Annotated in this window: 19 protein-coding genes; 9 read left to right on the top strand and 10 right to left on the bottom strand. The window is 63.4% G+C overall.

Going from position 1 to position 21,353, the window contains the following annotated elements; all coding sequences use genetic code 11:
- Positions 1–112 precede the first annotated feature (112 nt).
- From cysG to CAG44_RS28015, 7 genes are all read right to left on the bottom strand, one after another.
- On the bottom strand, positions 113–1,504 hold the full coding sequence (gene cysG, locus CAG44_RS14405) for a siroheme synthase CysG (protein ID WP_085692385.1): 1,392 nt from the start codon (positions 1,502–1,504) through the stop codon (positions 113–115).
- Positions 1,505–2,785, bottom strand: coding sequence for a serine--tRNA ligase (gene serS / locus CAG44_RS14400; RefSeq protein WP_025339770.1), 1,281 nt, complete (start codon positions 2,783–2,785; stop codon positions 1,505–1,507).
- Positions 2,786–2,815: 30 nt separating this feature from the next.
- On the bottom strand, positions 2,816–3,190 hold the full coding sequence (crcB, locus tag CAG44_RS14395) for a fluoride efflux transporter CrcB (protein WP_025339771.1): 375 nt from the start codon (positions 3,188–3,190) through the stop codon (positions 2,816–2,818).
- Positions 3,187–4,512 carry a replication-associated recombination protein A gene (locus CAG44_RS14390; protein ID WP_013973284.1) on the bottom strand — a complete coding sequence of 442 codons (1,326 nt, stop codon included), beginning with the start codon at positions 4,510–4,512 and terminating at the stop codon, positions 3,187–3,189. The genes crcB and CAG44_RS14390 overlap by 4 nt, the downstream gene beginning before the upstream one ends.
- Before the next feature lie 12 nt (positions 4,513–4,524).
- The gene (lolA, locus tag CAG44_RS14385) at positions 4,525–5,160 is read right to left on the bottom strand and encodes an outer membrane lipoprotein chaperone LolA (RefSeq protein ID WP_003258873.1); all 636 of its coding nucleotides are present in this window, start codon (positions 5,158–5,160) and stop codon (positions 4,525–4,527) included.
- A 62-nt stretch (positions 5,161–5,222) separates the two neighbouring features.
- Entirely contained in the window at positions 5,223–7,772 is a 2,550-nt protein-coding gene (locus tag CAG44_RS14380) for a DNA translocase FtsK 4TM domain-containing protein (RefSeq protein WP_371257947.1), read from the bottom strand.
- Positions 7,773–7,850: 78 nt separating this feature from the next.
- Positions 7,851–8,123, bottom strand: coding sequence for a hypothetical protein (locus tag CAG44_RS28015; protein ID WP_143493902.1), 273 nt, complete (start codon positions 8,121–8,123; stop codon positions 7,851–7,853).
- Positions 8,124–8,158: 35 nt separating this feature from the next.
- Between CAG44_RS28015 and aat the strand changes: the two genes are divergently transcribed.
- The 3 genes from aat to infA all read left to right on the top strand — a co-directional run bounded on the left by aat (position 8,159) and on the right by infA (position 9,924).
- Positions 8,159–8,839, top strand: a complete 681-nt coding sequence (gene aat / locus CAG44_RS14375; RefSeq protein WP_085692384.1) for a leucyl/phenylalanyl-tRNA--protein transferase — start codon at positions 8,159–8,161, stop codon at positions 8,837–8,839.
- 56 nt (positions 8,840–8,895) lie between these two features.
- Positions 8,896–9,603 (top strand): arginyltransferase, encoded by a 708-nt coding sequence (locus CAG44_RS14370; RefSeq protein ID WP_013973288.1) that lies wholly within the window; start codon positions 8,896–8,898, stop codon positions 9,601–9,603.
- A gap of 102 nt (positions 9,604–9,705) precedes the next feature.
- Positions 9,706–9,924, top strand: coding sequence for a translation initiation factor IF-1 (gene infA / locus CAG44_RS14365; RefSeq protein WP_002553999.1), 219 nt, complete (start codon positions 9,706–9,708; stop codon positions 9,922–9,924).
- Between the two features lie 167 nt (positions 9,925–10,091).
- Here infA and clpA read toward each other — a convergent pair whose 3' ends face one another.
- Both clpA and clpS read right to left on the bottom strand, forming a co-directional pair.
- Positions 10,092–12,362, bottom strand: coding sequence for an ATP-dependent Clp protease ATP-binding subunit ClpA (clpA, locus tag CAG44_RS14360; RefSeq protein WP_025339774.1), 2,271 nt, complete (start codon positions 12,360–12,362; stop codon positions 10,092–10,094).
- A gap of 30 nt (positions 12,363–12,392) precedes the next feature.
- A complete protein-coding gene (gene clpS, locus CAG44_RS14355; RefSeq protein ID WP_013973290.1) occupies positions 12,393–12,755 on the bottom strand; it encodes an ATP-dependent Clp protease adapter ClpS in 363 nt (120 codons plus the stop codon).
- Between the two features lie 230 nt (positions 12,756–12,985).
- Here clpS and cspD point away from each other — a divergent pair, with 230 nt between their 5' ends.
- On the top strand, positions 12,986–13,240 hold the full coding sequence (gene cspD / locus CAG44_RS14350) for a cold shock domain-containing protein CspD (RefSeq protein WP_025339775.1): 255 nt from the start codon (positions 12,986–12,988) through the stop codon (positions 13,238–13,240).
- Positions 13,241–13,313: 73 nt separating this feature from the next.
- Here cspD and icd read toward each other — a convergent pair whose 3' ends face one another.
- Positions 13,314–14,570 (bottom strand): NADP-dependent isocitrate dehydrogenase, encoded by a 1,257-nt coding sequence (icd, locus tag CAG44_RS14345; protein ID WP_025339776.1) that lies wholly within the window; start codon positions 14,568–14,570, stop codon positions 13,314–13,316.
- A 427-nt stretch (positions 14,571–14,997) separates the two neighbouring features.
- Between icd and CAG44_RS14340 the strand changes: the two genes are divergently transcribed.
- From CAG44_RS14340 to purB, 5 genes are all read left to right on the top strand, one after another.
- Positions 14,998–17,223: an NADP-dependent isocitrate dehydrogenase gene (locus CAG44_RS14340; RefSeq protein WP_085664675.1), complete on the top strand. Its 2,226-nt coding sequence runs from the start codon at positions 14,998–15,000 to the stop codon at positions 17,221–17,223.
- Positions 17,224–17,425: 202 nt separating this feature from the next.
- Complete coding sequence (locus tag CAG44_RS14335) at positions 17,426–17,866, top strand: NUDIX hydrolase (RefSeq protein ID WP_085692383.1); 441 nt, start codon at positions 17,426–17,428, stop codon at positions 17,864–17,866.
- Between the two features lie 59 nt (positions 17,867–17,925).
- The gene (gene mnmA / locus CAG44_RS14330; protein ID WP_075045646.1) at positions 17,926–19,050 is read left to right on the top strand and encodes a tRNA 2-thiouridine(34) synthase MnmA; all 1,125 of its coding nucleotides are present in this window, start codon (positions 17,926–17,928) and stop codon (positions 19,048–19,050) included.
- The gene (gene hflD / locus CAG44_RS14325; protein WP_015270973.1) at positions 19,047–19,673 is read left to right on the top strand and encodes a high frequency lysogenization protein HflD; all 627 of its coding nucleotides are present in this window, start codon (positions 19,047–19,049) and stop codon (positions 19,671–19,673) included. Before mnmA ends, hflD begins: the two co-directional genes overlap by 4 nt.
- Positions 19,674–19,908: 235 nt before the next feature.
- Complete coding sequence (gene purB, locus CAG44_RS14320; protein WP_013973297.1) at positions 19,909–21,279, top strand: adenylosuccinate lyase; 1,371 nt, start codon at positions 19,909–19,911, stop codon at positions 21,277–21,279.
- Positions 21,280–21,353: the final 74 nt, after the last annotated feature.

Genomic DNA, 21,353 nt, shown 5'->3' with positions numbered 1-21,353 from the left:
GCAGGGGCTGCTCTGCAGCCCATCGCGACACAAGGCCGCTCCTACAGGGGATCGCTATCTCCTGTAGGAGCGGCCTTGTGTCGCGATGGGCCGCAAAGCGGCCCCAACGATTTCAACTGTTCTGCGAACCTTCGAACCAGGCCAGCTTGTCACGCAACTGCACCACTTCCCCGACAATCACCAGGGTCGGCGCATGCACTTCATGCTGGGCCACCAGCTCCGGCAAGTCCGCCAAGGTGCCGGTGAACACCCGCTGATTACGCGTAGTCCCCTGCTGCACCAGCGCCGCCGGGGTACTGGCCGCGCGGCCATGGCGAATCAGCTCGGCGCAGATGGTCGGCAAGCCCACCAAGCCCATGTAGAACACCAGGGTCTGCGCCGGTGCCACCAGGTCATGCCAAGGCAGGTTGCTGGTGCCATCCTTCAGGTGCCCGGTCACGAAACGTACCGACTGGGCATAGTCGCGGTGAGTCAGCGGAATTCCACCATAGGCGGAACACCCACTGGCCGCGGTAATGCCCGGCACCACCTGGAACGGGATACCATGCTCGGCCAGTTCTTCGATCTCTTCGCCGCCCCGGCCGAAGATGAACGGGTCGCCGCCCTTCAGGCGCAGCACACGCTTGCCCTGCCGGGCCAGGTCGACCAGCAGGCGGTTGATCTGGTCCTGAGGCACGGCATGGTCGGCGCGACGCTTGCCCACGTAGATACGCTCGGCATCGCGGCGGCACATCTCGATGATCGCCGGTGCCACCAGGCGGTCGTACAGCACCACGTCGGCCTGCTGCATCAGGCGCAAGGCACGGAAGGTCAGCAAGTCCGGATCGCCCGGGCCAGCCCCCACCAGGTACACCTCACCGCCCTGCTGCACCGGCGCACCATCGACCATCGCCTGCAACAGGCGCTCGGCCTCGGCGCCCTGCCCGGCCAGCTGGCGCTCGGCAATCGGCCCCTGGAACACGGTTTCCCAGAAGCCACGGCGCTGGTTGACGTCCGGGTACAAGGCCTTGACCTTGTCGCGGAAGCGCGCAGCCAGGCCGGCCAGCTCGCCATAGGCGGACGGGATCCAGGCCTCCAGCTTGGCGCGAATCAAACGCGCCAGCACCGGGGCATCACCGCCACTGGACACCGCGACCACCAACGGCGAACGGTCGACGATCGCCGGGAAGATCACCGTGCACAGGGCCGGCGCATCCACCACGTTGACCGGCAGGCTGAGGGCCTGCGCATCCGCCGACACCTGGGCATTGAGCCCGGGGTCGTCGGTGGCCGCGATCACCAGCCGGCAACCGACCAGGTCGGCTGCCTGATAGCCGCGCACCAGCACCTCGCCGCCACCTTCCCGGGCCAGCGCGGCCAGCTGGCCGTCGACATCCGGTGCCACCACGCGCAGCGCGGCGCCGGCATCGGCCAGCAGACGCGCCTTGCGCGAGGCGATCTCACCGCCGCCAACGACCAGCACGCGGCCGCCCTGCAGCTTGTGGAACAGCGGCAGGTAATCCATTTAGCGGATAACCTCAACACCGCCCATGTAAGGCTTCAGCACTTCCGGCACACGGATCGAACCGTCGGCCTGCTGGTAGTTTTCCAGCACGGCAACCAGGGTACGGCCTACGGCCAGGCCGGAGCCGTTGAGGGTGTGCACCAGCTCTGGCTTGCCGGTTTCCGGGTTGCGCCAGCGGGCCTGCATGCGGCGCGCCTGGAAGTCACCGCAGTTGGAGCACGAGCTGATTTCACGGTACTTGTCCTGGCTTGGTACCCACACTTCCAGGTCGTAGGTCTTCACCGCACCAAAGCCCATGTCGCCGGTGCACAGGGCCAGCACGCGGTACGGCAGCTCCAGCAGCTGCAGCACGCGCTCGGCGTTGGCAGTCAGGCCTTCCAGGGCTTCCATCGACTTGGACGGCTCGACCACCTGCACCATCTCGACCTTGTCGAACTGGTGCTGGCGGATCATGCCGCGGGTGTCACGGCCGGAAGCACCGGCTTCGCTGCGGAAGCACGGGGTGTGGGCAACCAGTTTCAGTGGCAGCTGCTTGGCGTCGAGGATTTCACCGGCCACCAGGTTGGTCAGCGACACTTCGGCGGTCGGGATCAGGTAGAAGTCGGCCTCGCCTTCGCGGCTGATCTTGAACAGGTCTTCCTCGAACTTCGGCAGCTGGCCGGTGCCCTGCAGGGCCGGGGCCTGGACCAGGTACGGGGTGTAGTGCTCCTCGTAGCCGTGCTCGCCGGTGTGCAGGTTGATCATGAACTGCGCCAGGGCGCGGTGCAGGCGGGCGATCGGGCCGCGCAGCACGGCAAAGCGTGCGCCAGACAGCTTGGCGGCGGCTTCGAAGTCCAGGCCACCGCTGACTTCGCCAAGGGCGACGTGGTCCTTGATTTCGAAGTCGAAAGCCTTCGGCGTGCCCCAACGGCGCACTTCGACGTTGTCGTCTTCGCTGGCACCGACCGGTACGCTGGCGTCCGGCAGGTTGGGGATGGTCAGCAGGATGCCATCCAGTTCAGCCTGGATGCCGTCCAGCTCGGTCTTGCCGGCAGCCAGTTCGTTGGCCATGCGCTCGACGTCGGCCATCAGCGGTGCAATGTCTTCGCCCTTGGCCTTGGCCTGGCCGATGGACTTGGAACGGGCGTTACGCTCGGCCTGCAGCTGCTCGGTGCGGGTCTGCACAGCCTTGCGGCGCTCTTCCAGTGATTCGATGCGCGCGACATCCAGGCTGAAGCCACGGGAGGCCAGGCGATCCGCCACTTCCTGAAGTTGGCCGCGTAACAGTTTGGAATCGAGCATATCGTTCTCTCGTTATGTGTAGGTGTTGGTTCAGAATCGGGTCAGGGACAGGCCGGCCCAGGTCGCGAGCAGCCCGCCCACCACGCTGATACCGGTATAGCCCAGAGCCAGCGGCACTTGCCCGCTTTCCAGCAGGCGTACGGTATCCAGCGAAAAGGAGGAAAAAGTCGTCAGGCCACCGAGGAAGCCGACGATCAGCCCGGCGCGCAGCTCGACCGGCACGATCGGCTTGTGCAGGAACAGGCCATAGAGCAGGCCGATCAGCAGGCAGCCAACCAGGTTGACCGCCAGCGTACCGAGATAGAAGTGCCGTGGCCAGTGGGCAGCCACCCAGTTGGTGGTAGCAAAGCGCAACAAGGTACCGGCAATACCGCCAGCGCTGACGGCGGCAATCAGTGCAATCACGGTTTTCTCCGCTGGCGGGGGCTGTTGCGGTCAAGGTCGGCCAGGTGGCGCAGCTTCTCGCCAATCTTCAGTTCCAGGCCACGGGGCACCGGCTGGTAGTACTGCCGCGGCTCGAGCTCCTCGGGGAAGTAGTCTTCGCCGGCGGCATAGGCGTCGGGTTCATCGTGGGCATAGCGGTACTCGTCGCCATAGCCCAGTTGCTTCATCAGCTTGGTCGGGGCGTTGCGCAGGTGCAGCGGCACTTCCAGCGAACCATGCTCGGCAGCCTCGCGCAGGGCGGTCTTGAAGCCCATGTACACCGCGTTGCTCTTCGGCGCACAGGCAAGGTAGGTGATGGCCTGGGCCACCGCCAGTTCGCCCTCAGGGCTGCCCAGGCGCTCTTGCACATCCCAGGCCGCCAGGCACAGGCTGAGCGCGCGCGGGTCGGCGTTGCCGATGTCCTCGCTGGCCATGCGCACCACGCGGCGGGCGATGTACAGCGGGTCGCAGCCGCCATCGAGCATGCGCGCGAACCAGTACAGGGCGCCATCGGGGTTGGAGCCGCGCACCGACTTGTGCAGTGCGGAAATCTGGTCGTAGAACGCCTCGCCACCCTTGTCGAAGCGGCGGCGGCTGTCGCCGAGCAGGCTCTGCAGCATCTCGACGTCGATCTCGCTGCCGTCTTCAGCCAGGTCCGAGGCGTTTTCCAGGAAGTTGAGCATGCGCCGGCCATCGCCATCGGCGGCGGCCATCAGCATCTTGAAGGCGTCGTCACCAACCCGCAGGTTGCGCTTGCCCAGGCCGCGTTCTTCAGTCAGCGCGCGGTTGACCAGCTTGCGCAGTGCCGCCTCGTCCAGGCTCTTCAGCACATACACCCGCGCCCGCGACAGCAATGCGTTGTTCAGCTCGAACGACGGGTTTTCGGTGGTGGCGCCAATGAACAGCAGGGTGCCGTCTTCCACATAGGGCAGGAAGGCATCCTGCTGCGACTTGTTGAAGCGGTGCACTTCGTCGACGAACAGGATGGTACGGCGGCCGTACTGGCCAGCCTGCTGCTTGGCCACTTCGACCGCCTGGCGAATCTCCTTCACCCCGGCCAGTACCGCCGAAACCGTTTCGAAGTGCGCGTCGCAGAACTGCGCCAGCAGCCGCGCAAGAGTGGTCTTGCCCACCCCTGGCGGCCCCCAGAAGATCATCGAGTGCAGCGCACCCTGCTCCAGCGCCTCGCGCAGCGGTTTGCCGCGCGCCAGCAGGTGCTCCTGGCCGACGTACTCGTCCAGGTTGGACGGGCGCAGGCGAGCGGCCAGGGGCTGGGCGACGGGTTCGCTTCGAAACAGGTCCATGGCGAGCTCTGGTTACTCCTTGATGACGTCCGCGCCTTTGGGGATGTCGAACTTGAACTTGCTGTCCGGCACCGCCTGGTTGGCTTTCACGCCATTGAACAGGATGTTGGTGCGCTGGCCGACGCTGTCGATCAGCTGCATGTCGTTGATCAGGCCCTTGCGGAACGACACGCGCAGCGAGTCGAACAGGGTGTCCTTGGTCTTCGGCTTGAGGGTGAAGTCCATCACTTCGCCCTGCTCCTTCGAGCTGATGTCGAAGCTCTGGCTGATCTTCGACACGTCACCGGACAGCAGCAGCGCTGGGGTCTGGTTCAGGCGCTGGTCGAGCTTCTTGATGGTCGCCTGCTCCAGGTCCGGGTCCCACAGGGTGACGTTCTTGCCGTCGGATACCACCACCTGCTCCTGCGGCGCATCGGTGTGCCAGTAGAACAGGCCCGGGCGCTTGACGGTCATCTTGCCGGAGGTTTCCTGCAGGCTGGTGCCACCGGCGTCCAGGGTCAGCTGGGAAAAGTTGGCCTCGATGGTCTGCGACTTTTCCAGCAATTGGGTCAGGCGTTGTACGTCTTGCTCACCGGCAAAAGCCGATACGGTGGCCGACACAGAAGCCGCGGCCAGGGCAGAAACCAACAGCATGCGAATCGCGCGCATGGGAGTCCTCATCGAGCATTGAAAAGGCCGGGCGCCACCGTTGGCGCCCGGCAAGGTGTTCGTCAGTCGCGCGGGCCGCCCGGGGCTATCACTTCCCGCGAGCCGTTGCTGTTCATGGGGGTGACCACGCCGGCCATTTCCATGGCTTCGATCATGCGGGCGGCGCGGTTGTAGCCGATCTTCAGTTTGCGCTGCACGGCCGAGATGGACGCGCGGCGGCTTTCCAGCACGAACTGCACGGCCTCATCATACAGGGCGTCGCTTTCCGAATCTTCGCCATCGCCACCACCGCCGCCGCCTTCGAAGCCGCTGCCGGCCTCCTCGACGCCGTTGAGGATGTCGTCGTTGTAGTCCGGGGCGCCGCGCAGCTTCCACGCTTCCACCACGCGGTGCACCTCGTCGTCGGAGACGAACGCGCCGTGCACACGAATCGGCAGGCTGGTGCCCGGCGGCATGTACAGCATGTCACCGTGGCCCAGCAGCTGTTCGGCACCACCTTGGTCGATGATGGTCCGCGAGTCGATCTTGCTCGACACCTGGAACGCCATGCGGGTCGGGATGTTGGCCTTGATCAGGCCGGTAATCACGTCCACCGACGGGCGCTGGGTAGCGAGGATCAGGTGGATACCGGCCGCACGTGCCTTCTGGGCGATACGGGCGATCAGCTCTTCGACCTTCTTGCCGACGATCATCATCATGTCGGCGAATTCGTCGACCACCACCACGATGGTCGGCAGGGTTTTCAGTGCAGGCGGCTCGTCGTCCATGCTCTCGCGGCGGTACAGCGGGTCATGGATGATTTCGCCGGCTTCCTGGGCGTCCTTGATCTTGCGGTTGAAGCCGGCCAGGTTACGCACGCCCATGGCCGCCATCAGCTTGTAGCGCCGCTCCATCTCGGCCACGCTCCAGCGCAGGGCGTTGGCGGCGTCCTTCATGTCGGTGACCACCGGGCACAGCAGGTGCGGGATGCCCTCGTAGATCGACAGTTCGAGCATTTTCGGGTCGATCATGATCAGCCGCGCGTCTTCCGGGCTGGACTTGAACAGGATCGACAGGATCATCGCGTTCACACCCACCGACTTACCGGAACCGGTGGTACCGGCCACCAGCAGGTGTGGCATCTTGGCCAGGTCGGTGATCACCGGCTTGCCGCCGATGTCATGACCCAGGGCCAGGGTGACCGGCGATTTCTGCTCGTCGTACTGCGGCGTGGCCAGCACTTCGGAGAAACGCACCATCTGCCGGTTCTCGTTGGGGATCTCGATACCCACGGTGGTCTTGCCGGGGATGACCTCGACCACACGCACACTGGTCACTGCCAGCGAACGCGCCAGGTCCTTGGCCAGGTTGGCGATACGGCTGACCTTCACGCCGGCGGCCGGCTGGATTTCGTAACGGGTAATCACCGGGCCAGGGTGGATCGAGTCCACCGCCACTTCCACGCCGAATTCCTTGAGTTTGATTTCCAGCAGCTGGCCGACACCGGCCAGGGATTCCGGCGAGTACTCGATCTTCTTCTGTTCGGCCGGGTCGAGGATGGAGATCGACGGCAAGGTGCCTTCCACCGCGCTGTCGACGAACAGCGGCGCCTGCTTCTCCTTCATCACCCGCTTGCTCGGCTCCGGCGCCCTGGCGGGTGTCGGCGGCACGATCATCGGGGCCGCGGCAGGTTGTTCGCGGGAGATTACCGGCTCACGTGGTGCCGGCGACTCGCGTGGCACCACAGGCTCGCGCGACAGGGTTGGCTCACGTGGTTCGACCGGCTGGGCAGGTGCTTCTTCACGCTTGAAGATGCGCTCGCGCAGCGCCGGCTTGGCCGGTTCGCGCTTGTCGGCGGCCATTGGCGCGGCCTTGACCACCGGTTCATCCTCGCGCAGCTGCGCCTCCAGGCGCTTGCGTTCGTTGCGTGCTTCCCACCAACGGTTGGCGGCGCCCTGCACCAGCTCGAACAGGTCGAGGGTGATCTTGCCGGTCAGGTCCATCACCTTGAACCACGACAGGTCGGTGAACACGGTCAGGCCGAACAGGAACAGGGCAATGAACATCAGCGTGCTGCCCTGCACGTTCAGCAGGTTGCGCGCCAGGTCGCCCAGGCTCTCGCCCAGTGCGCCACCGGCGGAGAACGGCATGCTCGCCGGCGGGTGGAAATGGATATGCGCCAGCGCCGCACCAGACAGCACCAGGAACACCAGGCCGATCAGCCGCCAGGAGAACAGCCAGCCGCTCCAGTCCCAGGGCTGGTGGCGTTCGCGGAAGATCTGCCAGGTCTTTATCGCCAGCAGCAGCGGGAAGATGTAGGCGAAGTACCCCAGCACCATGAACAGGATGTCGGCGAAGTACGCACCGGCACGCCCGGCGGCGTTCTGCACCTGGTCGACGTTGCTGGTGTGGCTGAAGCCCGGGTCCGACGTATCGTAGGTCAGCAGCGCCATCCACAGGTACAGGCACAGGGCGCCGACAGCGATCAACGCACCTTCCTTGAGGCGATAATGCAGCTGCTGCCGCCACAGGGGGACGGGCAAGGGAGCTGGAGTTGCGGTGGATTTCTTCAAAACGCGTCTATTCCTGCGCGTGCTGCGCGTCCAATAGTGATCGGCCGACGGTGCGGCCAATGAACCACTACTTTTAACATTACTGCCCGCCAGCCGCCATGGCGGCACGCCAGATGGGAGTATGGCCGGGGGCGACTTTCATATAGCTGCAATTTGAGCATGCATTTTCTTTTGTGACAAAGGCTTATGCTGTGTTTTTGCACAGGTGTGACAGCAAATGTAGCGGATGGTGCCTGCTGTCTCATGAATGTGTAGGAAATTGCCTATTTTCATCGCCTGTACCGGCCTCTTCGCGGGCTTGCCCGCTCCCACAGGTAACCCCGCAGGCTTCAGAGCCTGCACATGGCCTGTGGGAGCGGGCGCGCCCGCGAAGAAGCCAAAGAGATTGACCCTGCTTTTCACCCGCGCCATGCTGCCCTCTCCCCTCCCCCACCGCACGATAGACCATGCTCACCTGGCTGACCCGCGACTCGCTGACCTTCCCGCCCCTGGAAAAGGCCCTGCACGACCCCAACGGCCTGCTCGCTGCCGGCGGCGACCTGAGCCCCGAGCGCCTGGTGCAGGCCTATCGCCATGGCTGCTTCCCGTGGTACCAGGACGGCCAGCCGATCCTCTGGTGGTCACCCGACCCGCGCACGGTGCTGCTCCCGCACCAGCTGCACGTGTCGCGCTCGCTGGCCAAGCTGATGCGCCAGGGTCGTTACCAGGTCAGCTTCGACACCGACTTTCCGGCGGTGATCGCCGCCTGCGCCGCGCCACGCGACTACGCCGACGGTACCTGGATCACCGACACCATGCGCGCCGCCTACTGCGAGCTGCACCGGCGCGGCATCGCCCATTCGGTGGAGGTGCGCCAGGATGGCGAGCTGGTCGGCGGCCTGTACGGCCTGGCCATGGGCCAGCTGTTCTTCGGCGAATCGATGTTCAGCCGCGCCGACAACGCCTCCAAGGTCGGCTTCGTGACCCTGGTCAACCACCTGCGCCAGGCCGGCTTCGTCCTCATCGACTGCCAGATGCCGACCAACCACCTGCACAGCCTGGGCGCCCACGCCATCAGCCGCGCCGAGTTCGCCGGCTACCTGGCACGCCACCTCGACCAGCCCAACAGCGCTACATGGCGTCCCTAGGCGAGTTCCCATAGCTGGCTTACACTTAAAGCAAAGTCTCACCGAGGGGGTTGATCATGACAGAGTTGGCGCGGTTGAAGTTCTATGCCACTCAGCCCCACTCCTGCAGCTACCTGCCCGACGAACAGGCAACCACGCTGTTCCTCGACCCCAGCCAGCCGATGGACGTGCACGTGTACGCCGATTTGTCGGAAATGGGCTTCCGCCGTAGTGGCGACCACCTGTACCGCCCGCATTGCCAGAACTGCAATGCCTGCGTGCCGGCACGCATCCCGGCGGCGCGTTTCATCCCCAATCGCCAGCAACGGCGCATCCTCAAGCGCAATGCCGACCTGACCGTGACCGCCGCGCGCCCGGCATTCAAGGAAGAGTACTTCGAGCTGTACCGGCGCTATATCGAAACGCGCCACGCCGACGGTGACATGTACCCACCCAGCCGCGACCAGTTCTCCACCTTCCTGGTGCGCGACCTGCCGTTCTGCTGGTTCTACGAGTTCCGCCTGGAAGGCCGCTTGATGGCGGTAGCGGTGTGCGACCTGCTGCCCAACGGCCTGTCGGCGGTGTACACCTTCTACGAGCCGGACGAAGAACGCCGCAGCCTGGGCCGCTTCGCCATCCTCTGGCAGATCACCGAAGCCCTGCGCCAGGACCTGGAGGCGGTTTACCTGGGTTACTGGATCAAGAACTGCAAGAAAATGAACTACAAGACGCAGTATCGGCCTATCGAACTGTTGATAAATCAGCGCTGGGTCACCCTCAACTGAAAGGCATTGGCTTGACACACAGTTTTCGGGCATAATCCACGCCACTTTTTTGCCCGGTGCGGTTATGCGTCGGGCCAACACTGGATCCGAGGGCTCTACTGCATGTCGAAAGAAGACAGCTTCGAAATGGAAGGTACTGTCGTCGACACCCTGCCCAACACCATGTTCCGCGTGGAGTTGGAAAACGGGCACGTCGTAACCGCGCACATCTCCGGAAAGATGCGCAAGAACTACATCCGTATTCTCACTGGCGACAAGGTCCGCGTCGAACTGACGCCCTACGACCTGAGCAAGGGCCGCATCACTTACCGTGCGCGCTAAGCTCAAGCCATGAAAAAGCCCGGCCATGTGCCGGGCTTTTTTGTGCCATCAAGATTGTAGGGGGGCTGCTTTGCAGCCCTTCGCGGGCACGCCCGCTCCCACAGGTAATAGCTATCCCCCTGTGGGAGCGGGCGTGCCCGCGAAGGGCCGCATAGCGGCCCCATCTGTCACGCAACCTCAGCCGTGGTCTCGAAGTCGAACACCAGTTCGCCATCGCGCAGGTCGACGTGCACCACGCCACCATGCTCGGCCAGTTCGCCAAACAGGATCTCCTCGGCCAGCGGCCGCTTGATCTTGTCCTGGATCAGCCGCGCCATCGGCCGCGCACCCATCTGCACGTCGTAGCCCGAAGCCGCCAGCCAGCCGCGTGCATCATCGCTGACTTCCAGCAGCACTCGCTTGTCTTCCAGCTGCGCCTGCAGTTCGATAAGGAACTTGTCGACGATGCTCTTGATCGTCTCGTGGCTCAGGCGACCAAACTGGATGATGGTGTCCAGGCGGTTGCGGAACTCCGGCGTGAAGCTCTTGCGGATGACTTCCATGGCATCGGACGCATGGTCCTGATGAGTAAAGCCGATCGAGGCCCGCGCGGCGGTTTCTGCGCCAGCGTTGGTGGTCATGATCAGGATCACGTTGCGGAAGTCGGCCTTGCGCCCGTTGTTGTCGGTCAGGGTGCCGTGGTCCATCACCTGCAGCAGCAGGTTGAAGACTTCCGGGTGAGCCTTCTCGATTTCGTCGAGCAGCAATACGCAGTGCGGTTGCTTGGTGATCGCCTCGGTCAGCAAACCACCCTGGTCGAAGCCAACATAGCCAGGAGGCGCACCGATCAGGCGCGACACGGTGTGGCGCTCCATGTACTCGGACATGTCGAAGCGCACCAGCTCCACGCCCAGCGCCTTGGCCAGCTGCCGTGCTGCTTCGGTCTTGCCGACGCCGGTCGGGCCGGCGAACAGGAACGAACCGACAGGCTTGTCCGGCGACTTGAGGCCGGCGCGGGACAGCTTGATGGCGGTGGCCAGCGAATCGATCGCCTGGTCCTGACCAAATACGGTCAACTTCAGGTCACGCTCGAGGTTGCGCAGCAGTTCCTTGTCGGAACTGGTGACGTGCTTCGGCGGAATCCGCGCGATCTTGGCGACGATGTCTTCGACCTGCGGCACATCGATGCGCTTGACGCGGTTGGCCTCCGGCTGCAGGCGCTGGTAGGCACCGGCTTCGTCAATCACGTCGATGGCCTTGTCGGGCATGTGCCGGTCATTGATGTAGCGCGAGGCCAGTTCAGCGGCGGCGCGCAAGGCTTCGTCGCTGTACTCGATGTTGTGGTGGCTTTCGAAGCGGCCTTTCAGGCCACGCAGGATGCCCACGGTGTCTTCGACCGACGGCTCACTGACATCGACCTTCTGGAAGCGCCGCGCCAGGGCACGGTCCTTCTCGAAGATGCCGCGGAATTCCTGGAACGTAGTCGAACCGATGCAACGGATCTCACCGGACGACAGCAATGGCTTGAGCAGGTTGGACGCATCCATCACCCCGCCCGACGCCGCACCGGCACCAATGATGGTGTGGATTTCGTCGATGAACAGGATCGCCTGCGGGCGCTTGCGCAGCTCGCCGAGCAGCGCCTTGAAGCGCTTCTCGAAATCGCCACGGTATTTGGTACCCGCCAGCAGTGCGCCGAGGTCGAGGGAATACACCACGCTCTGCGCCAGCAAATCGGGCACCTGGCCATCGACGATACGCTTGGCCAGGCCTTCGGCGATGGCGGTCTTGCCCACACCTGCCTCACCCACCAGCAGCGGGTTGTTCTTGCGCCGACGGGCAAGGATTTGCGCCACGCGCTCCACTTCCTGCTCGCGGCCTACCAGCGGGTCGATACGGCCGGCACGGGCCAGTTCGTTCAGGTTGCTGGCATAGGCATCCAGCGGGTTGCTCGAAGAGGCGGTATCGCCGCCCTCTTCGTCCTGCATTTCCTGGTCGTTTTCGGAATGCGGACCATGGCCCGGCACCTTGGAGATGCCATGGGCGATGTAGTTGACCACGTCGATGCGGGCCACGCTCTGCTGCTTGAGCAGGAACACGGCCTGGCTTTCCTGTTCGCTGAAGATCGCCACCAGCACGTTGGCGCCGGTGACTTCACGCTTGCCAGAGCTTTGCACGTGGAACACGGCACGCTGCAGTACACGCTGGAAGCCCAGGGTCGGCTGGGTTTCGCGATCTTCGTCGTTGACCGGGATCAGGGGTGTAGTGGAATCGATGAACTCTTGCAGGTCGTGCTTGAGTTTGTCGAGATTGGCGCCACAGGCGCGCAGAACGGTCGCGGCAGCCTCATTGTCAAGGAGTGCCAGCAGCAAATGTTCGACGGTCATGAACTCATGACGCTTCGAACGAGCCTCCTTGAAGGCAAGATTGAGGGTGACTTCGAGCTCGCGGTTTAACATAGCTTCACCTCATACCCAAGTGGTCGGCGATTAACCGTCCTTCTCGATTTCACAGAGTAGCGGATGCTGGCTTTCCCTGGCGTATTGGTTGACCTGCATAGCCTTTGTTTCGGCGATGTCACGGGTAAACAATCCGCACACTGCCCGCCCTTCGGTATGGACGGTCAGCATGATCTTGGTCGCCAGCTCGCGGTTCAGATTGAAGAACGTCTCGAGCACTTCGACGACGAAATCCATCGGCGTGTAGTCATCGTTGAACAAAACCACCTTGTACATCGGTGGCGCCTGCAGGATCGGCTTGGCTTCCTGAACTGCAAGACCCGAGCCGTCGTCCTCATTCGATTGCGGGCGATCCTGATTGAATGTTAGTCGAATCTCACTAGGTGCATGCATGGAAAGAATTTCATCATGAGCGACAGGTTAAGGTTGTGGGTTGACTGCGAAGGGCACGGCCAGCGCAGGCGCCGGGCGACCTTGACTATCGGCAAAACGGTGTTACAACCAATAAGAACCCACCGTGGTCGATAAAGATCCGCGCAGTCAACCAGATTTTTCGCATGGTTCGTATGCGGATGAAGTGGATGATACTCCAGTGATGGAGTCCTTTGCAGAGGGACATAGGGATGGCAAGCGGTAAAGTCAAGTGGTTCAACAATGCCAAGGGCTACGGATTCATCAATGAAGAGGGCAAGACTGACGACTTGTTCGCTCATTATTCAGCCATCCAGATGGACGGGTACAAGACGCTCAAGGCCGGCCAGGCCGTGAGCTTCGACATCGTCCAGGGCCCCAAAGGCCTGCACGCGGTGAATATCAGCAGCGCCACTGCCGCCGCGGCCGCCAGGGCTCCGCACACCAGCAGCACTGCCGACGCCTGAACTGCCGCGCCGCCTGCCGGTACACGAAAAAACCGGCCGCCTCCTGACTGGAAGCGGCCGGTTTTCCGTTGCCTTACATATGCTTGATCATTTCATCGCCAAAGCCTGAACTGCTCACCAGCCTGGCGCCGTCCATCAGGCGTTCGAAGTCATAGGTCACGGTCTTGGCAGCAATCGCGCCATTGGTACCCTTGATGATCAGGTCCGCCGCCTCGGTCCAGCCCATGTGCCGCAGCATCATCTCCGCCGACAGGATCACCGAACCCGGGTTGACCTTGTCCTGCCCGGCATACTTGGGCGCGGTGCCGTGGGTGGCCTCGAACATGGCCACGGTGTCGGACAGGTTGGCACCCGGCGCAATGCCAATACCGCCCACTTCCGCCGCCAGGGCATCGGACAGGTAGTCACCGTTGAGGTTGAGGGTGGCGATCACGTCGTACTCGGCCGGGCGCAGCAGGATCTGCTGCAGCATGGCGTCGGCGATGGCGTCCTTGACGATGACCTCGCGGCCGCTCTTGGGGTTCTTGAACTTCATCCATGGGCCACCATCGAGCAGCTCGGCCCCGAACTCGTCGCGCGCCACTTCATAGCCCCAGTCCTTGAAGGCACCCTCGGTGAACTTCATGATGTTGCCCTTGTGCACCAGGGTCAGCGACTCGCGGTCGTTGTCCACCACGTACTGCAGCGCCTTGCGCACCAGGCGCTTGGTGCCTTCCTTCGACACCGGCTTGACGCCAATGCCACAGTCCTGGTCGAAGCGGATCTTGGTAACGCCCATTTCCTCCTTGAGGAACTTGATCACCTTGTTCGCCTCGGGCGAACCGGCCTTCCACTCGATGCCGGCATAGATGTCCTCGGAGTTCTCGCGGAAGATCACCATGTCCACATCGCCGGGTTTTTTCACCGGACTGGGCACGCCCTGGAACCACAGCACCGGGCGCAGGCACACGTACAGGTCCAGTTGCTGGCGCAAGGCCACGTTGAGCGAACGGATACCGCCGCCCACCGGGGTGGTCAGCGGCCCCTTGATCGACACCACGTAATCACGCACGGCATCGAGGGTTTCCTGGGGCAGCCAGGTGTCCTGGTCGTACACCTGGGTGGCTTTTTCGCCGGCGTATACCTCCATCCAGGCGATCTTTCGTTTGCCGCCGTAGGCCTTCTGCACGGCGGCGTCGACCACTTTTATCATTACCGGCGAGACATCGACGCCAATCCCGTCGCCCTCGATATAAGGAATGATCGGGTTGTCAGGAACGTTGAGCGAATGGTCTGCATTGACGGTGATCTTCGCGCCGTCGGTCGGAACCTTGATTTTCTGGTATCCCATGCTTGCACTACTCCGCTGTCGGGTGTGATTGGACATCATGCGATCCACTGAGCCTAAACCACATCTGCCGACCTGCAAGGCATGCGACAACCCGCCACATTGCCGCTTAGTCTTTGGTCTTATAAATGGGCCGATATCACTTGGCCTTGCTGATTAGCCCGAATGGTTTGGTATACTCCGCCGCGACCGAAGGGTCATCGGGGCGATCCCTTGGAAAAATGCGGACCGCCCTTGGCCATGAATGGACACAAAGCCTGGCCACGAAGCCTGGACTGTTACCGCAGCCCAGCACTTGACGCTCGACTGATGCATCCACCATCACCGCTCGCAGCCTCTCGACTTTCCGCTCATGGCGTTGCCAGGGCGATGCGCCTACCCTGCGCACCACGAGACTCGAGCACGCTCAGCACACAGAGAGTTAACCCGCATGCCCACCCGTTCCAAGATCATCTATACCTTCACCGACGAAGCCCCCGCCCTCGCCACTTACTCGCTGCTGCCGATCATCGAAGCCTTCACCGCTTCGGCTGACATCGCCGTCGAAACCCGCGACATCTCCCTGGCTGGCCGTATCCTCGCCGCCTTCCCGGAGCAACTGGGCGCAGAGAAGCAAGTAGGCGATCACCTGGCGGAACTGGGCCAGCTGGCTACCACCCCTGAAGCCAACATCATCAAGCTGCCGAACATCAGTGCCTCGGTACCGCAGCTGAAAGCCGCGATCAAGGAACTGCAGGGCAAAGGCTTCAACATCCCTGACTACGCCGACGAGCCGGCCACCGCGGAAGAGAAAGAATCCCGCGCCCGCTACGACCGCATCAAAGGTTCCGCCGTGAACCCGGTCCTGCGCGAAGGCAACTCCGACCGCCGCGCGCCGCTGTCGGTCAAGAACTACGCCCGCAAGCACCCGCACAAGATGGGCGCCTGGGCTGCCGACTCCAAGTCGCACGTTGCCCACATGACCCAGGGCGACTTCTACGGCAGCGAGAAAGCCGCACTGATCGAAGCTGACGACAGCCTGCGCATCGAGCTGGTCGGCAAAGACGGCAACACCACCGTACTGAAAGAAAAGACTGCGGTAAAAGCTGCCGAAGTCATCGACTGTGCCACCATGAGCCGCAAGGCCCTGAAAGCCTTCATCGCCGAGCAGATCGCCGATGCCAAGGCTTCTGGCGTGCTGCTGTCGGTACACCTGAAAGCCACCATGATGAAGGTCTCCGACCCGATCATGTTCGGCGTCATCGTCGAAGAGTTCTACAACGACGTGCTGGCCAAGCACGCCGCCGCCCTGGCTGAAGTAGGCTTCAACGCCAACAACGGCATCGGCGACCTGTACGCCCGCATCAAGGACCTGCCAGCCGAGAAGCAGGCCGAGATCGAAGCCGACATCCAGGCCCTGTACGCCCAGCGTCCGGCCCTGGCCATGGTCAACTCCGACAAAGGCATCACCAACCTGCACGTGCCGAGCGACGTCATCGTCGACGCCTCGATGCCGGCCATGATCCGTGACTCGGGCAAGATGTGGAACGCCGCCGGCGAACTGCAGGATGCCAAGGCGATCATCCCGGACCGCTGCTACGCCGGCATCTACCAGGCCACCATCGAAGACTGCAAGGCCAACGGCGCCTTCGACCCGACCACCATGGGCAGCGTACCGAACGTCGGCCTGATGGCACAGAAGGCCGAAGAATACGGCTCCCACGACAAGACCTTCCAGATCAAGGCCGACGGCGTCGTGCGCGTGGTCGACAGCAAAGGCCAGGTCGTTCTCGAGCAGAACGTCGAAGCCGGCGACATCTTCCGCATGTGCCAGGTCAAGGACGCGCCGATCCAGGACTGGGTCAAGCTGGCCGTCAACCGTGCCCGCCTGAGCAACACCCCTGCAGTGTTCTGGCTGGACCCGGCCCGCGCCCACGACGGCGTGATGATCGAGAAGGTGCAGAAGTACCTGAAGGATCACGACACCTCCGGCCTGGACATCCGCATCCTGGCACCGGTAGACGCCATCAAGTTCTCCCTGGCCCGCATCCGCGAAGGCAAGGACACCATCTCGGTGACCGGCAACGTGCTGCGTGACTACCTGACCGACCTGTTCCCGATCATGGAGCTGGGCACCAGCGCCAAGATGCTGTCGATCGTGCCGCTGATGAGCGGTGGCGGCCTGTTCGAAACCGGCGCCGGCGGTTCGGCACCGAAGCACGTGCAGCAGCTGGTGGAAGAGAACTTCCTGCGTTGGGACTCGCTGGGTGAATTCCTGGCCTTGGCCGCTTCCCTGGAGCACCTGGGCAACACCTACGACAACCCGCGCGCCAAAGTGCTGGCCAACACCCTGGACCAGGCCACCGGCAAGTTCCTCGACACCAACAAGTCGCCTTCGCGCAAAGTCGGTGGTATCGACAACCGCGGCAGCCACTTCTACCTGACCCTGTACTGGGCCCAGGCCCTGGCTGCGCAGAACGACGACGCTGCCCTGCAGGCACGCTTCGCACCACTGGCCAAGACCCTGACCGAGAACGAGGAGACCATCGTCGCCGAGCTCAACGCCGTCCAGGGCAAGCCGGCCGACATCGGTGGCTACTACGCCCCGGATGCCGAGCTGACCGCCAAGGTGATGCGCCCAAGCCAGACCCTGAACAGCGCCATTGCCGCCCTGTAAGGTTCGCTTGAAGTAACAGCACAAACCCCGGCCACGCACCGGGGTTTGTGCTTTCTGGGAAATGGGGTTGCTCTGCAACCCATCGCCGGCAAGCCAGCTCCCACAGGTATTGTGAATGCCTCAAGCTTGCACTGCACCTGTGGGAGCTGGCTTGCCGGCGATGGGCCGCAAAGCGGCCCCACCAATCTGAAGGGACATACAAATGACCTGGCAACCCCACATCACCGTCGCCACCATCGTCGAACACGAAGGCAAGTTCCTCTTCGTCGAAGAATTCAAAGCCAACCAGCATGTCTTCAACCAGCCCGCCGGCCACCTCGAACCCAACGAGACCCTGCCCCAGGCCGCCCTGCGCGAAACCCTCGAAGAAACCGCCTGGGAAGTCGAGCTCACCGGCGTGGTCGGCATCTACCTGTACACCGCCCCAAGCAACGGCGTGACCTACCAGCGCATCTGCTTCGCCGCCCGCCCCGTGCGCCATCACGCCGACCTGGCGCTGGACAGCGACATCGTCCGCGCCGTGTGGCTGACCCGCGACGAACTGCTGGCCGCCCCCGCCCGCTGGCGCAGCGAGCTGGTGCCACGCTGCCTCGACGACTACCTGAAAGGCCCCTTGCACAGCCTCGACCTGCTGCGCGACTGACGCGCCGCCGCAGGTTTGATAGAATCGGCGTTTTTCCCCCTTGATACACACCGGTAACCATGACCAGCCCAGCACTCAAAGACCCCGCCAAGACCCGCGTTATCGTCGGCATGTCCGGCGGCGTGGACTCTTCCGTCTCCGCCCTTCTGCTCATGGAGCAGGGCTACCAGGTGGAAGGGCTGTTCATGAAGAACTGGGAAGAAGACGACGGCACCGAATACTGCACCGCCCGTGAAGACCTGGCCGACGCCCAGGCCGTGTGCGACCGCATCGGCATCAAGCTGCACACCGCCAACTTCGCCGCCGAATACTGGGACAACGTGTTCGAGCACTTCCTCGAAGAGTACAAGGCCGGCCGCACGCCCAACCCGGACATCCTCTGCAACCGCGAAATCAAGTTCAAGGCGTTCCTTGACTACGCCCTGTCGCTGGGTGCCGACCTGATCGCCACCGGCCACTACGTGCGCCGCCGCGACACCGGCGAGCTCACCGAACTGCTCAAGGGCCTGGACCCGAACAAGGACCAGAGCTACTTCCTGCACGCCGTCGGCGGCAAGGAAATCGCCCGCACCCTGTTCCCGGTTGGCGAGCTGGAAAAGCCCGAAGTACGCGCCATTGCCGAAAAGCACGGCCTGGCCACCGCCAAGAAGAAGGACTCCACCGGCATCTGCTTCATCGGCGAGCGCCGCTTCAGCGACTTCCTCAAGCAATACCTGCCGGCCCAGCCGGGCAACATCGAGACCACCGACGGTGAAGTGATCGGCCGCCACCACGGGCTGATGTACCACACCATCGGCCAGCGCCAGGGCCTGGGCATTGGCGGCCTGAAGGACGCCGGTGACGAGCCGTGGTACGTGCTGCACAAGGACCTGACCCGCAACGTGCTGGTGGTCGGCCAGGGCAATGAACACCCGTGGTTGTTCTCCCGCGCCCTGCTCGCTTCGGAAATTTTCTGGGTCAACCCGGTCGACCTCGGCAGCCCGCGCCAGCTCACCGCCAAGGTGCGCTACCGCCAGAGCGACCAGCAGTGCACCCTGGAACTCACCGAAAGCGGTTACCGCGCAGTGTTCGACGAACCGCAACGCGCCGTTACCCCGGGCCAGTCGGTGGTGTTCTACGACGGCGAAGTGTGCCTGGGCGGCGGCGTGATCGAAGCCGCCGAGCCGTGGAGCCCGCGCGCATGAGCAACCTGCAGGAGCAGCTGATTGCGTTGGGCGGTGTGTTCCAGGCCGCCGTACTGGTCGACCGCATCGCCCGCACCGGCCAGGCCAGCGAGGCCAACATCGGCTGCATGCTCGGCAGCCTGCTGGTCCGTGACCCCAAGGACACCCTGGAGGTGTTCGGCGGTGACGACCTGAACCTGCGCGACGGCTATCGCGCGCTGGTCGGCGCGCTGGAGCGCGACCCCAGCAGCCTGCAGCGCGAGCCGCTGCGCTACGCCCTGTCGATGCTGGGCCTGGAGCGCCAGCTGAACAAGCGTGGCGACCTGCTCGACACCATCGGCAACCGCCTGCCGCAAATCCAGTCCCAGGCCGAGCATTTCGGCCTGGTTCATGAAAACGTCATCGCTTCCAGTGGAGCCTTGTACCAGGACACCCTGAGCACCTTGCGCCAGCGCATCCAGGTACATGGCGACATGCGCTTCCTGCAGCAGGCCAGCAACGCCTCGAAAATCCGCGCCCTGCTGCTGGCCGGCATCCGCGCCGCACGCCTGTGGCGCCAGCTGGGCGGGCACCGCTGGCAGCTGGTATTCAGCCGGCGCAAGCTGTTGAACGAACTGTACGACATGATGCGCAGCCCCTCCTGACAGGGGCTGACAGTTCCGGCCTCATCGCCGGCAAGCCAGCTCCCACAGGATATGCACTGTGCTCAAGGCCGGTGCCGTACCTGTGGGAGCTGGCTTGCCGGTGATAGGGCCAGAACAGGCAATGCACAATGCACAGCTGATTTATGGCCCGACCTTTGGTCAGCCACCCGACCTGAGCGCATTTTTCATGTATGATATGCGCCCTTCCAAAAGCCTGACTGTCCGAGAACACCCCATGCAGCTTTCTTCGCTCACTGCGGTTTCCCCTGTAGACGGCCGTTATGCCGGCAAAACCCAGGCCTTGCGCCCCATTTTCAGCGAATTCGGCCTGATCCGTTTCCGCGCCCTGGTCGAAGTGCGCTGGCTGCAGCGCCTGGCCGCCCACCCGCAGATCGGCGAAGTGCCGGCGTTCTCCGCCGAAGCCAACGCCCTGCTGGACAGCCTGGCCACCGACTTCAAGCTCGAGCACGCCGAACGCGTCAAGGAAATCGAGCGCACCACCAACCACGACGTCAAGGCGATCGAATACCTCCTCAAGGAGCAGGCCGCCAAGCTGCCTGAGCTGGCCAAGGTCAGCGAGTTCATCCACTTCGCCTGCACCAGCGAGGACATCAACAACCTGTCCCACGCCCTGATGCTGCGCGCCGGCCGTGACGAAGTGCTGCTGCCGCTGATGCGCCAGATCGCCGACGCCATCCGCGCCCTGGCCCACGCCCACGCCGACGTGCCGATGCTGTCGCGCACCCACGGCCAGCCGGCTTCGCCGACCACCCTGGGCAAGGAACTGGCCAACGTCGTGTACCGCCTGGAGCGCCAGATCGCCCAGGTTGCCGCCGTACCGCTGCTGGGCAAGATCAACGGTGCCGTGGGCAACTACAACGCCCACCTGTCGGCCTACTCGCAGATCGACTGGGAGCAGAACGCCCGCGCCTTCATCGAAGACGAGCTGGGCCTGCAGTTCAACCCGTACACCACCCAGATCGAGCCGCACGACTACATCGCCGAGCTGTTCGACGCCATCGCTCGCTTCAACACCATCCTGATCGACTTCGATCGCGATGTGTGGGGCTACATTTCGCTGGGCTACTTCAAGCAGAAGACCGTTGCCGGTGAAATCGGCTCGTCGACCATGCCGCACAAGGTCAACCCGATCGACTTCGAAAACTCCGAAGGCAACCTGGGTATCGCCAACGCGCTGTTCCAGCACCTGGCCAGCAAGCTGCCGATCTCGCGCTGGCAGCGTGACCTGACCGACTCCACCGTGCTGCGCAACCTGGGCGTGGGCTTTGCCCACAGCGTCATCGCCTACGAAGCCAGCCTGAAAGGCATCGGCAAGCTGGAAGTCAACGAAGCCCGCATCGCCGCCGACCTGGACGCCTGCTGGGAAGTGCTGGCCGAGCCGATCCAGACCGTGATGCGCCGCTTCAACATCGAAAACCCCTACGAGAAGCTCAAAGAGCTGACCCGTGGCAAGGGCATCACCCCAGAAGCGCTGCTGACCTTCATCGACGGCCTGGACATGCCAGCCGAAGCCAAGGCCGAGCTCAAGCAGCTGACCCCTGCTACCTACATCGGCAACGCGGCAGCACAGGCCAAACGCATCTAAGCTGACCGTCGCGTTCAACGCCCGGCCTGGCCGGGCGTTTTTATTCCCGAACGAAAATTACATTTTTTCAATAG

Source organism: Pseudomonas sp. B13(2017) (assembly GCF_002113245.1).
Classification (GTDB): domain Bacteria; phylum Pseudomonadota; class Gammaproteobacteria; order Pseudomonadales; family Pseudomonadaceae; genus Aquipseudomonas; species Aquipseudomonas putida_Z.
The sequence above is the reverse complement of the archived record's forward strand: the minus strand, read 5'-3'. Positions and strand labels throughout refer to the sequence as shown.